This is a genomic window from Candidatus Nitrospira salsa, assembly GCF_965152625.1.
Window position 1 is genome coordinate 693,585 of record NZ_CBCUCO010000004.1, and the last position, 13,220, is coordinate 706,804.

At 47.8% G+C, this 13,220-nt stretch carries 11 protein-coding genes; 2 read left to right on the top strand and 9 right to left on the bottom strand.

All coding sequences use genetic code 11. The features are described from left to right. Positions 1 to 91: 91 nt before the first annotated feature. The 3 genes from ACWQXP_RS17315 to ACWQXP_RS17325 form a co-directional block, all read right to left on the bottom strand. Complete coding sequence (locus tag ACWQXP_RS17315; protein WP_454064111.1) at positions 92 to 919, bottom strand: sigma-54-dependent transcriptional regulator; 828 nt, start codon at positions 917 to 919, stop codon at positions 92 to 94. Between the two features lie 1,835 nt (positions 920 to 2,754). Next, entirely contained in the window at positions 2,755 to 5,469 is a 2,715-nt protein-coding gene (locus tag ACWQXP_RS17320) for an ATP-binding protein (protein WP_454064112.1), read from the bottom strand. A gap of 307 nt (positions 5,470 to 5,776) precedes the next feature. Next, positions 5,777 to 6,718, bottom strand: coding sequence for a cobalamin-binding protein (locus ACWQXP_RS17325; protein WP_454064113.1), 942 nt, complete (start codon positions 6,716 to 6,718; stop codon positions 5,777 to 5,779). 210 nt (positions 6,719 to 6,928) lie between these two features. Here ACWQXP_RS17325 and ACWQXP_RS17330 point away from each other — a divergent pair, with 210 nt between their 5' ends. Continuing rightward, positions 6,929 to 7,165, top strand: coding sequence for an Lrp/AsnC ligand binding domain-containing protein (locus ACWQXP_RS17330; protein WP_454064114.1), 237 nt, complete (start codon positions 6,929 to 6,931; stop codon positions 7,163 to 7,165). 45 nt (positions 7,166 to 7,210) lie between these two features. Here the strand turns inward: ACWQXP_RS17330 and ACWQXP_RS17335 are convergent, their stop codons facing one another. The 6 genes from ACWQXP_RS17335 to ACWQXP_RS17360 form a co-directional block, all read right to left on the bottom strand. Beyond that, positions 7,211 to 7,612: a type II toxin-antitoxin system VapC family toxin gene (locus ACWQXP_RS17335; protein WP_454064115.1), complete on the bottom strand. Its 402-nt coding sequence runs from the start codon at positions 7,610 to 7,612 to the stop codon at positions 7,211 to 7,213. After that, positions 7,609 to 7,842 carry an antitoxin VapB family protein gene (locus tag ACWQXP_RS17340; protein ID WP_454064116.1) on the bottom strand — a complete coding sequence of 78 codons (234 nt, stop codon included), beginning with the start codon at positions 7,840 to 7,842 and terminating at the stop codon, positions 7,609 to 7,611. The genes ACWQXP_RS17335 and ACWQXP_RS17340 overlap by 4 nt, the downstream gene beginning before the upstream one ends. A 298-nt stretch (positions 7,843 to 8,140) precedes the next feature. Then, on the bottom strand, positions 8,141 to 8,620 hold the full coding sequence (locus ACWQXP_RS17345; RefSeq protein WP_454064117.1) for a urate hydroxylase PuuD: 480 nt from the start codon (positions 8,618 to 8,620) through the stop codon (positions 8,141 to 8,143). A gap of 406 nt (positions 8,621 to 9,026) precedes the next feature. Further along, on the bottom strand, positions 9,027 to 9,611 hold the full coding sequence (locus ACWQXP_RS17350) for a DNA-3-methyladenine glycosylase (RefSeq protein WP_454064118.1): 585 nt from the start codon (positions 9,609 to 9,611) through the stop codon (positions 9,027 to 9,029). Positions 9,612 to 9,615: 4 nt separating this feature from the next. Further along, complete coding sequence (locus ACWQXP_RS17355) at positions 9,616 to 11,349, bottom strand: SagB/ThcOx family dehydrogenase (RefSeq protein WP_454064119.1); 1,734 nt, start codon at positions 11,347 to 11,349, stop codon at positions 9,616 to 9,618. Between the two features lie 242 nt (positions 11,350 to 11,591). Next, positions 11,592 to 11,864 carry a ribosomal protein L7/L12 gene (locus tag ACWQXP_RS17360; protein ID WP_454064120.1) on the bottom strand — a complete coding sequence of 91 codons (273 nt, stop codon included), beginning with the start codon at positions 11,862 to 11,864 and terminating at the stop codon, positions 11,592 to 11,594. Positions 11,865 to 12,108: 244 nt separating this feature from the next. Between ACWQXP_RS17360 and ACWQXP_RS17365 the strand changes: the two genes are divergently transcribed. Then, positions 12,109 to 13,149, top strand: a complete 1,041-nt coding sequence (locus tag ACWQXP_RS17365) for a Leu/Phe/Val dehydrogenase (protein WP_454064121.1) — start codon at positions 12,109 to 12,111, stop codon at positions 13,147 to 13,149. The last annotated feature ends 71 nt before the right edge of the window (positions 13,150 to 13,220 follow it).

The window sequence follows — 13,220 nt, forward strand, 5'->3', positions numbered from 1 at the left end:
ACCTTCCCTTTCGCATCGCAAAGGGTTTTAGAAAGACGCAACTCTGTGTCAGTCGAACGCACAAGGCTGTTGTATGAGAAGAAGACCTCTTCTAGGAATGGAGGGGGAAATTTGGGGGGGCATGGGCAATCTGTTCAATATGAACGATGCCATTTTTTGATAAGATCGTCGCTTTTTCTAGTAGGTACTGCATTTCTGTAATATTCCCAGGCCAGCCATAGTCCATGAGCACCTGATAGGTTTGGTCGCTTATTTGATCAATGTGTTTGTCGTATTTTTTCGCATACATTTTGACAAAATGTAAGACGAATGCCTCGATGTCTTCAGGTCGATGACGAAGAGGCGGAATGTGTAGGGGAACCACATTCAAGCGATAGAACAGTTCCGCCCGAAATCGCCCTTTAGCCACTTCTTCCTGCAAGTCTTGCGATGTTCCGGCAATAATCCGAATTTGGTCTTCTCGGTCATAATTTGGTCGATTCAACAATTCCATTTCTATGGTTAAGAGAGTGCGAAGAAGCCAAGTTTGCGCTTCTGACGTCAGTGCTCCAACCTCATGAAGATACAGTGTGCAGCCACGGTTTAAGTCGAGAGGGCGTTCCCTGTGGTCTAACGAAGGCGAACATTCCTCTTTGTTCCAAATTTGTAAAGGGTGCTGTGAACTATTGGGGAGGAAGGTTGCGCAGTGTAGTCTGTAGAAAGGAGATTGTCCTCGAATACTTTGGTCATGAATGCGGCGTGCTAATGTGGCTTTCCCGCTGCCTTTTTCTCCAATAAGTAGGACGCGACAATCAGCTTGTGCCACGAGGCGAAGTTGATCCAGAAGTTCGATAAAACGTGTCCCCTGACCGATAAGGGTTTCAACTGCGGGTTGGGGATGTGGCTCCTTGATCGAGTGGAAAAGCATATCAGTAGGCATGGAATTGGTTCCTTTTGTTTTGATGCATCACAAGAATCATGAAGAAGCAACCAAGATGCCAACTTGTTAATTTTTTTTGAGATGCTATAGGCCATTGTTTTTCCGTAGTTTTTTTGTTTTATGCGAAATGGATAAAAAAGGGAACGTGTAGGCCTGAGCCAGCATTTGCCTAGGTCTCGGCAAGTTTCCTGTATGCCTTGAAGGCCTTTCCCTTCCATAGGGAAGTTCAAATGAAAAGATTGCCCGTAAGTCTTAGGCGTTCCTCTTATAGCCGTTTCAGTTATACCGAAACGATAAAGCGCCAACTTGTACAGGTTTGACATCCAATACGTGAGATAAAACGCCAATCATTGCCAGTTATAGCCGATTCAATCCTACAAGAGGGTTGCACCAACCGTCTCCTAGGCTACTTCTAAACTACTCCACAGTAGAGAAACAGGGTCTGTCCATTCAACTATGCCTAGGGTAAGTAATCATCGTAGGCTAGGCTTCCTTTCGCAATTCAACTGGACTTGAACGCCTAAAAGCCGTATGTCAAATGGCTTATTGAATGATCAATGTTGAAAGTCTGTGAAGGGGGCAAGGCCTTTCAGTTCATCGTGTCCAAGCCTATTAACTTTCAACCAATATGTAGGTTCAGAATGATGAGACTTGACTATAGAGGTTAACAACTGAGGTTTTGGTTATAGCCGTTTTAATTATAGCGAAACCGCAGAGCGTTCAGCCGAATTGACTATAATACACAACGCAACCACACACATCGTACAGGCGAGTGTTCAATGGTACGGCTATAACTTCCGCATGTTTGAAGTAAGTAATCGCGCGGGCTTGGCGACCTGTCATCGACACCTCAGAGGGAAGACTCGGTTCAACGTTGAATGCCGCTTCGGATTTGCGTTAGGGAGACAATGATCGTCGCCAAGGCGATCTCAAGTCGACACATCAGGAGTAGACTGCGTTGAACATCAGTTGCCTATTGAGGTTACGCAGGATAACACAACAATCGTCGTCTAGGTTGCAGCTGGAACTTATATTTGGATTCGCTATAACCCCTTGTGAAGGAAGGGAATGTCTACTCAATGAGTGAAGACTGATAAAGGGATGTAGAGCGCTAGAGTCCCGTGCGGTTTGATGTCAAAATGAACGGTTTTCGGCTCTCACGCCACTCGTCAAGATATAAGTGGATGTGTCAACGGCAAAATTGGGCAGAGCAGAGAGATCTATTGGTTATGCTTTTGTTGTATTTTGTGTCCTAGTTTTTCGTTTCCAACGAACTGAGCTTGGGCGGTGTTCATTATGCGCTCGGGGTGGATTCTGAGGGGGGGTTGGTCTTGATTCCCATTCCTGAACTTGCCCGGAAGGTCCGCGAGACCACCAGCAGGAGAGAGAGAAGGGTTTATGTGACGTGGCGTCTGACATGATCGAATCCTTTTGTGTGAGAGTAGGTAAAGGGTCGTCGCTTTCTTGGTCTCCAACTTGTTCGTTTGAATGTTCTTCAGGGTGATTCATTGTCTCAAATTCTCTACAGTGTGGTAAAAAAACATCGAAAAAACGACTATTTTTGTTGAAAAACCTCTATAATTCAAGATACAGCAAACATTATGCCAATAACAACTGTATTTTAGTTAGTAGAAAATCAGATGAAAAAGAAAAAGTTCAGTGGTGTTATTTCTCATCTAAGCTATCGTTAACTGAATATCGCATAATTGTTGTGAGTAAGAAAACTGACAATTCCCCCAATGCATAGGGGGATTTGTATGATTTCTTATTAACTGGCAGGATTTGGGGTGGTGTGTCCAAGGTGGTTGAAGCACCATTGGGAGAATGGGATAGCGTTATCTTATTGAAGTTTCCGTGTGAGATTTCTTCCCAAACCATTGACTCGTCACAAACTTGAATTGAGCCGCATCAAAAGGTTTTAACAGGTATGCATTCGCGCCCCGTTCCATGGCGGCCAGGGCACGGTCTTTGGCTTCAGAGGCTGTGACCATGACGACTGGAAGATGTGGATAGTGTTGTCGAATGGCCTGAAGAATCTGTACGCCGTCCGTATCCGACAGGCCAATATCCAAAATAATCCCATCGTAGAGTCTTTTCTGGAGGGCCTCAAGTGCTGCTCCTCCCGTCTGTGCGGGTTCTACTTGGTACCCGTCGCCTTCTAAGCGATCAACAACAAGCTCCAAAATATCTGGATCATCGTCTACCACGAGAATGCGTTTTGTGGACTTGATGTCAGAAGAGGTTCTTTTTTCTGTCAATGGTTCGAGTGGAAGATCGACGTGAAACGTTGTTCCCTTTCCGACTTCACTTTTCACAGTGATGGTCCCGTTCTGAAGGTCTACGAGCTGCTTCACAATCGAGAGGCCTAATCCTAACCCTTTAACGTGAGTTTTGTGTCGACGATTGACGCGGAAAAACGGTTGAAATAAATCCGGGAGGTCTGACGCAGGAATGCCTTCTCCGGTATCTTCGACCGTCAGTCTGGCAAACATGGCATCGAGTCGCATGAGTTTGACACACACCAAACCTTCAGGCGGTGTGTATTTAATCGCATTCACGAGCAGATTGATGAGTATTTGGCTCATTTTGTCTGCATCGGCATGTACCGTTAGTGTATCGTCCTGACATTCTAGTCTGAGGGATTGCTGCTTTTCTGCGGCTTGCGGCATCAGCTCTTCAATGCACTCCTTCGTTAGTAAAGCCAGGGGCACTTCGCTGAGTATGACCTCCATTTTTCCGGCTTCTAGCCGCGCGCGGTCGAGCAAGTCGGAAATCATTCGTGCCAACCTGTTGCTATTGGCTTGGATTCGCTGAAGGCACCGTTCTTGTTTTTCGGTAATGCTGCCCGTGACGCCGCCTAAGATATTTTCGGCGAACCCTTTGATGCTGGTCAGCGGGCTGCGAAGTTCGTGAGACACATGTGCGAGGAATTGCGATTTCAGGCGATCAAGTTCTTGCAATTCCTCGTAGGCCTGCTGGAGTTCCGCGGTTCGTTCCTCCACTCGCTGTTCCAACCCTAGATTTAATTCCTCAATTTGATGATACGCATCTGTATTATCGAGGGAAATCGCCACTTGGGTAGCGACGGTAGCCATGACATCCAAGTCATCTTGGGTCAGAGAACCCTGAACCCGATCGACCATCAAAGTTCCCATCACTTTATCCTTCACTTTTAATGGTACGGCTATCAACGATGTCGCTTTGGTGATTTTGGCCATCTCCTGGTTCATGCTGTGAAGCCGTTCCCACACGTCATGGTCATGGATATTTTCAAGCAGAACCGGCTCGCCCTTCAAAACGACTTGTCCTTCGATCGTCGTCGGATCTGATATGGGGATTTCCCGGGAGCGAGCAAACTGTGCAGCGTCGTCAGACAGACCCAAGACGCGAGTATCATGGGAGACTTTTCGTATGGGATCGTAAAAACTGATCATGGCCCGGTCATAATGCAGCTCTTGAACGATTGTCTTTAGAACATTTTGAATTAAGGTTTCTCGATCCAATGTGGCGCTAAAGAGCAGTCCGGCGCGATGAAGGGTGGTGAGTTGCGTCACTTTCCGACGAAGTTCAACGGTGCCATGTTCCTGCTCCAGAAAGGCTTCGCGGAGTTCCTCGTGACGAGTTTCCACCGTTTCCAGTTGTTCCACAATCAAGGCTTCTCGTTGCTGCGAATGCACTTGTTGATGGCGTTGGGTACAGAACCAGGCGATCACCGGTGGGAACAGGGCAATGATTAAGGCCTCCGTGAACGTGACCGTCGGATGCTGCCACTGAAGATACCCGAAGGCGAGAACTCCGGCTAAGATCCCCCCGAGCGACCACCCAAACGGAACTTGCGCCGGTGGGGTCCAACGAAATTCCCATTCACACCACTCGTCACCATTGGCAATACATTGGAGATCTTTGACCGTCGCATGTCCCAACTGGTGAACATGCTGAGGAACAACCGAGAGTGCGGTTTTCGAGACTTCACATATTTGGTCGGCACAGCGTTTTCGATATGCACCAAATTGCTGATAAACGTGCTCGTTGTATTTCATCCGAAGAATCGCTGTTCCTTCGGTCACGGTGCCCACTTCAAAAAGTATTGAACCTCTCGCAAATTTTTGCCCGAAATGTGGAAACATTTTGTAGATTTGGGACACAGAGAATGGACGACCCAGGGTTTGAATAATCGGTGAAATATACTTGGTTTTCCCGACATGAATTTGAAATTGCGGATCTTTGGAAATCAGGAGGCAAAACTCGGTCAAAAAGCAGACAAATTCGTAGGAATAGCTGTTCCAAATATTTTTCAGAAACGATGGAGAGACATGATACGTGGGATCAGGAATACGTGCGTTCAGGAGAGCGCAGAGCTCGGCTGAGGCTTGAGGGCCGGCTTCGGCCCCACTGTTTTTTATTGCACTTTCTTCCAGATGGGTCACATAGGCACTGACTTTAATTCCTGTCACATCCCGTATTTTCTCGCCTTTTTCATTCATTCCAAAAGGCCGAAACTCCATCGGGCCTTTTTCAAGAATCGTGTGTTCTTTGGAGAGGAATGTCATGAATCGATGATAAAGCTGTCGGGTTATAGCCGTTCCAGTAAACTTTTGTATCTATGAAGTGGTTTCTCGCGCAGTGTCAGTTGGATTGAATCAGCCAGCTCTTTTTTGGTTTCGCTATATTGATCAGAATCATACACTGATAGGGGAGAGAGAACACAAGTCGGCAAGAGGAAAAACGTCGTTCGTAAGGGGTGGAAGGAGGAACGGGAAGCGTCAAAGAAAAGCCCAAAGGCTCTTCTCACAAATACGAGCGATATCTTCTTTTCTTCCACCAGATACGAAAGACGAGCGACGAGCGACGTTTTTTTTATTTAGGCAGCATCTGGACCCAACCTATGCCTTGATGATGAAAGTTGAAAATTTGGGGATGAAAGATTTCAGCGAGTATTTCCAATGAGTCGACAAGTCGTGGCCCTGGACGATTAAAGTATTGATTGCCATCTGTGGCGTAGACTTGCCTCATTTGCACGGCTCGTAATTGATTCCATTCCGGATTTGACGTCAGAGTGTGAAAATGCTCTTGAATCTGAGAGAGAGAAAAACCACATGGAAGGACGAGGATGATGTCCGGGTCCGCCTGCAGAAGCGCTTCCCACGTGATCCAGGGCGCATGAAGTCCGGCCTTGCCAAATAGACTTGATCCCCCAGCCATTTCCACCAGCTCAGGCACCCAATTCCCCGCTGCCATGAGGGGATCCATCCATTCAATGCAGGCCACCCTTGGTGAATGGTTCAGAGAGTTAGCGTGTTGGGTAATTGCCTGCATGCGTGTTTGAAGGGAATTCAAAACCTTTTGCCCCTGGGTTTCTTGCTTTAAGGTCAGGGCCACAGTCTGCAGGTCATTCCATACACCTGATAAATCGGTGGTTTGGAGAGATATGATGGCGGGTTTCTTGCCGAGCCACGAATCGAGGGCCAGCTCGACATCCTGAAGATTGGCGGCGCACACGTCGCATTGAGTCTGCGTGACGATTACATCGGGCTGTAAATCTTGTAATACATCAGGGAACACACGATAGACGGAAAGAGCATTTCCCAAAAGATTTTTCACCCGTGTGTCAATCTCATGGCTCGTTCCGTTCACCTCAAATTTTGGCTCGGTACAAATTGGAAGGTGAGTGACCGAAGGCGGAAAGTCACATTCATGGGACCGTCCAACGAGCTGGTTTTCTAACCCCAGAGCACAAACCATCTCGGTGGCACTTGGAATTAGTGTGACAATTCGGTGCTTTTGTGTGTTTGAGGCCATGCGCATTATCGGATTTTCATCATTTCTAATGAGAGAGTTTCGGTTGTCTTTCTTGTTAGTCGCTAAGATCACTCATCATAACGAGAAGAGAGAGAATTGGCCAAGCCAAATTTACAAATTGTTTCATAGAATCCGTTGTCCCGAATATGGTAAAAAGCACGATTACCTGAGCGTGAGAACAATCATACGAATGTTACCAAGGAGGGCACGATGGCAACTAAAGCCTATATCCTCATGAAAGTCAAAACCGGAAAATCCCAAGAGGTCCTCGCGACGTTGAAAGCCATGCCTGGCGTCGAGCAAGCGCATGCCTGTTTTGGTCAACCAGATATCTTTGGGCTCATTAATGCATCCGATGACCGAGCCCTATCCGACCTCATCATGACCAAACTTCACACGATTCCTGGCGTTGAAGAAACCGATACGCATATTGTTGTGCAGGAATAAATAATACGGCAGGACGGGAATTTTAGCGGTGAAATTGAAACGTGTTTAATAAGACTCTATTCGTAAGTTAGGGATTTTCTTGAAATCCTTAAGATTCCGTGTAATAAGGACTTCATCATATAGCAACGCGTGAGTTCCAATTAGGAGGTCCATCAATCCGATTGGGGTTCCTTGATTTTGGAGATGAGCAAGCAATTTGCCGTAAGTCTCTGGTAGACGCTGATCTGGATAGAGAATTTCGCAGTGCTGAAAGAGCAAGTCAATTCGGCTACGTTCTTTCATTGACGTTGCCAAAGCCACGCCAGCTTCAAGTTCACAGACCACAAACATACTCAGACGTACTGGATCATCCTGTAAATTTTCGAGTTTGCGATGACCAGGACCATATGTACGACGTTTTTCTTCTCGAAGAAGATCGATGACAAATGACGTGTCAAGAAAGCTCATAGGCGAGGAGCTTTGGCAGGATGCTTTTTTCTACGCATCACTTGTTCTTCAATATGGTCAAGTGTCGATTCTTCGACATTGACTGAAGACAAGAGTTGTAAGAGGTCTTTGGCGGTAGCCTTTCCACCCAGATTTTCCTTAATGACTGAAGAAAAGGATTGTCCTTGCTTTTTGCGACTGGCAAGTAAGGTGTAGGCCTCCATATCAATGGTAATCGTTTTTACAGCCATGCACTTATCATACACTTACATTTGCAATTCGTCAATTTTTCTCTGCGTGTAGACGTTTGCTATTTTCATCCAACGGAATCAACGCGCTCAGTTAAAGATCGTTAATGACCTAATCTGGATTAATTTGAAGCTGATTTTGGTTAATGGAAACGTTAGGGCAACGCATCGCTTACTGAAAGAGTCTTGCTGAGTGCACACAAGGTGGATTGTGAAAGAACGTGAATCACGAAAAAGGGCCAGCATATGATTATGCTGGCCCTTGAAACGAGTCGCTAGAAAATCGGAAGACGTCGTTCTTTTAGAACAAACCGGATGCATGCCCAGAGTTACCCATGAAAAACAACATGGGGATTGAGAGCATCGTGTTCGTTCGGGATGCTAACAAAGCTGTGCGGCCGGCTTTGGCCTTTTCGTCGGCGGTAGCTTCTTTCATGCCTAGAACTTTTTTCTGATTCGGCCAAATCACGCCCCATACATTCAGCAGCATGATTGTGCCAAGCCAGGCTCCCATCCCAATGACCGCATCCTGTCCCTGCATCATGAATGCACTCCCGAACCGATGCTGACTCATTAGCAGGACCGCACCAAATATCCACGTGACCAAGGCGCTCCAGCGGAACCACCATAAGGCGTTCGGAACGAGATGCTGAAACGCTTCAGCTTTCGTCTCTGGTTTCACGGCCTTCAAAAATGGGACCTGTATAAAGTTGAAGTAGTACAGAATCCCGATCCAGGTGATACCCGCGAGGAAATGACCCCACGCATACAAGCTTTCCATATTGATTCCCTCTTTTCTAAAATTTCTGGTGAATAGTTGTCGTGATAAGAGTCTTTGCAGCCTTACACGAGCATCTTCACGAACCCATAGAGCACAACGGTCAACACAAACCCAGCCGTAATTGTTCCACTGATTGTATCGAGTGGATTACCCATTGAAACCTCCCTGTGTATTGTCGCCAAAAGAAATAAATTTCAGCCAAGCCATTCTAGCTGACAGAGCATGAGAACTCATTAGCAAACCTCGAAAGCTTCCTGGAAAGTCTAGAAGGTTGGAAATCTTGTAGAGTGAACGATAGTGGGTGCATGTTCCCCCATTCACGGTAATTACCCTAACCCATTCTGTAGGAGTTCTTCAAGATGTCGTTCGCCCTATGGCAAGTGGGTGAGTTTGTGAGTCTCTTGGCTTATTCCTGTTGGGCGGGAGATCGCAGGCAGAACCGCCACGGCTTTTTGGCCCATTCCCCTGCATAGTCAACACCGATTCGAGGGAGGGCAGTGATGCGGTTGGCTCGAAGACGCTCACCTCGGTCCTCCACCCAAATTGATTGCCCGATTGTGACATCCACACAGTTCAAGGCTTTATCAATGTTCAAGTGCCGGCAGACTCGTCCGGGTCCGTCAATGTGAAGGGGGTGAGCGAGCGGTTCTCCTCTCTGTTCAACGATCTCAATTCCGCGAATGAGTATCGCGGCCGGAAAATCGAGACGTTCCGTCACAAAATTCAGTAAGTAGTACATTCCATAAATTAAGTAGACGTAGGTCTGTCCCGGTGGTCCGAAAAGGACTTCCGTTCTCTTGGTTCTCCCTTTTGACGCATGACAGGCTTTATCTTCTGGGCCAATATAAGCTTCCACATCGACGATTTTCGCCACAATTCGGCCGTCAGCAGAGGTTCGTAATAGATATTTCCCTAACAGCTCCTTCGCGACCTTTAGCGTGGGACGGTCGTAGAATGATTGTGGAAGAATGTTGGGGGAAGAAGAATGCATGCCTTTAGGGGACGCGGTCCTCGTAGGGCGGCAGGGTTGTGAGGCGAGTGTCGTCAACCGGTCCGCCGACCGTAAAGTGATAGAGGGATTGGTATGTGGTGTGGGGGGAAACCCCAAACACTCGATGGACGGGGTCGTCAAAGAAACACCCAATACCCGTTGATCGGATTCCGGCCGCCTCAGCTTCCAAGTACAGTACCTGCCCAATCAGCCCAGTTTCCCAAAAGAGACGCCGATAGGCCCAGGGGCCGTGTGTTTCTAAGGTGTGATCAAACTCGGAAATCATGCCTAAGGAGAAGGCGCTGTCGCCTGCGATTTCCTGCCAACAACTGACCTGCATCGCAATCTTTTGCGCATTACCTTCTTCTAAGAGATACAGAGGAAGGTCGTCCGGACACTTCTCTGGTGTGGTCCAGACGAATTGCTCGTGCATGGTGGATTTGAGTTCAGTCAATGTCTCTTGAGAGCGATCTCTAAGCAATAGGTAAAGTCCGGGCGGAATACCCTCCACTCGATGGACAAACAGTGCGAGATGAATCGCCGGTTTCCAAGGCACACAGTCCCAGGGCATCGGGCGCTGACTGACAGGGAGTTCTCCAGACGGCATGACGCGGCTCAGCATAGTAAAAAATCGATGAGCGGGAATGCTGGTGTGCCCATCAAATGAGACGGCGCTCCGCCGTTGGTGGATGATTTGACCAGCGGTTGGTTGATTAAGGGCAGATTTGCCCTCTCCGCTTTGGGGATAGGAGGGGGCAAGGGGTACGAAGGTCTGTGCCTGAGAGGACTTCCATGAAGCTTCCGCCACATCATCGATGATTTCCCAAGGAATGGGATTATCCCGGCTCAATCGATTGGCTTTGCCCTGCCAGTGGCCTTGGGCAAGAGATTTCACGACTTGCTGATCGATTATTAACGGAAGTTGGCCTGTCTGTTCCATTTCCTCTGTTTGTTCCGGCCAAATCGCCGCAATCAGTTCTGGATATTCTTTTTCAGACTGCACGAAATCGTCTGATCGATCCAAGCCAAACAATGTCGAGAGGGTTTCATCCGAATTCCCTTCAAGCAGCATCATGTGCCAACCCAATGTGGCGGCAGCGATACGAAGCGTGCCGATCGCATGGCCGACATCGTGCTGACAATACCTGAATGCGCGTTCGCCATATTTCCAGGCTTCCCGCCAGTGAATGGAACTCAGGCCAACAAAAAATGCCTGCTCGGGAAATCCTTCGAATAGGGGCCTGACTTCATTTTCGGTACAAGCCAGGCGATGTTCGAGTCCATGTTCTTTGGGGGCATAATGGTAGAGGCCAGGATCAAGAGGTAGATCTGAAAATTCACCGAGAAACAGATACCCTTCGGTCGGATGCAAGTTGCCACTAGAAGGATTGCTGCGCAAGGCCCAGCGATTTCCGCCATACTCTTTCCACGCGGTTAAAGAGAGAGCATATTCAAAAAATCGTGATAGGGATTCGATGGTCAGTGGTTGCGACGGAATTGTTCTCGCGCGATACAGGTCTTCGTAATGTGGCGAAACAGGTTTATCTTCTGGTATCAGGCGCGGAAGTGGGATGAGCGGCGCCCCTTCAAATCGACGAAAAGGATCGGGTTGATTGGCCCAATCCATGTAGCCCAAGGATTGGGCATAGTGATTAAAGTTATGCTTGGTTTGCTGATGATAGCGTTTCACGCGATCGAGGGGCGTGAGGGGAGTCGGAGATGTATCTTCGGTTTCCATGATAATGAAAAAATGCCCGTAAAATGCCAGATGTAACAGGGGCTTAGTATAACAGAGAAAGATTCTTCATGCTGTCTCTCCTGAAGCTCTCCAAATAAGTAGAGCGACTTCCCCTCGCTATCTGGCAATACGATAACTGTTGGAACGGGTAGCAAAATACAATGGGTAATGGGTAACGATATTGACAACGACTTGCAAGGAATTATCCAACTTCGTGCAATTCGAGTCTGACCCCTAAAAAATTACAAGAAGAAGAAATAGAAGGCCAGTACTAGCATCAGGATCACCAGTAGGACAAAGCCTACACCTCGTATATCTTCCGAATGAAAAAGAGAAAATTGTTTCTGAAGTGCAGGATTATGCTGGATATGCTGATCGATGAGGTCCTTGGCTTCCTTGAGTCCCAGGTTTTGCTCTTCTCTGAGCAATTTGATCGCATTAATCTTTTTCCCTTCCCAAAGAGCTGCCACGATAGGCTGAGAAAGGTTGCGTATGTTCGAAGACGGCTTATCCATACATCACCAAAGAAAGGGACGAGTTGACTTATTTCTGATTTGTTTTTTTCTATAAAAGGCGAAATGGGTACAACTATGTATCGAACAGGAAGGAGAAAATCTTGATATCCGAGCTAACATGGAAAAGCACAAGTCTAAAGACCTCGACCCTTTTTTCCTTTACTCAACGCTCTAGTGATAAAATAAAAGGAAGCTTTGTATTAGGGATCAATCCAGCCTAAGATACGAGAAATCCAAAAATGGAATGATGCTCAAGACTAAACATCTCAAGATCAAGGGGTTTGAAACCGTCATCGTCGGGAAAGATCCGTCCACCCATTTCCATGGGATAATAGCGGTACATTCCACTCAACTGGGTCCCGCCTTGGGAGGCATCCGGATGTGGCCATATCGCAATGAGAAGGAGGCGCTCCATGATGTGCTTCGCTTGGCCGAAGCTATGAGTAAAAAGGCCGCCATCTCCGGATTAGCGAGTGGAGGCGGAAAGGCCGTCATCATTGGGAACCCCGCCACAGACAAAACTCGTCCATTGCTTCGCTCTATGGGCAGACTCATTGAAACACTGAAAGGAAAATATCTTGCGGCAAAGGACTCAGGGATTCTTCCTGAAGATTTAGATGTCGTCGCGGAACAGACACGCCATGTGACGGGAACTACAGGAAAACAGGGGGGCAGCGGAGATCCCTCCCTTTCGACTGCCAAGGGAGTGCTTGCAGGCATGCAAGCCGCCTGTCAATTAGTGCACAAGACTCAAGATCTTCACGGGCGTGTTGTGGCCATACAGGGTGTCGGTCAAGTGGGATGGAATTTAGGCCATCTCCTATTTAAGCGTGGCGCGAAGCTGGTAGTGGCGGACTTGCGACCGGAACGGGCGACACGAGCTCAACAAACTTGGAAGGCCTCCGTGGTCCCGTTATCGACCATTCATCGAATCCCGGCCGACATCTTTGCTCCGTGCGCCCTGGGTGGCGTCCTGAATTCCAAGACCATTCCGCAACTAAGAGCCGGCATTGTGGCCGGAGGAGCCAATAATCAATTTTTGGATGAAGCGCGTGATCCGTACCGTGTGATGAAAAGAGACATCGTGCACGTTCCGGATTACGTCTTGAACGCCGGAGGGTTAATTCAGCTCGTGGTACGGGAAATGTTGCACCAGCGACGAGTTGTGCCATGGATTAAAAAGATCCAGCCTACTGTTCATGAAGTCTTGACGACTGCCTTACGAGAGCATCTGCCTCCATTGATTGTCGCCAACCGCATGGCGCTAGAAAGAATGAGGGCGTAAAAAACTGAATCCGCACCGAACGGTACGGCCATATCTCACACCAACACTAGCGTAGATGTCATAAAACTAAG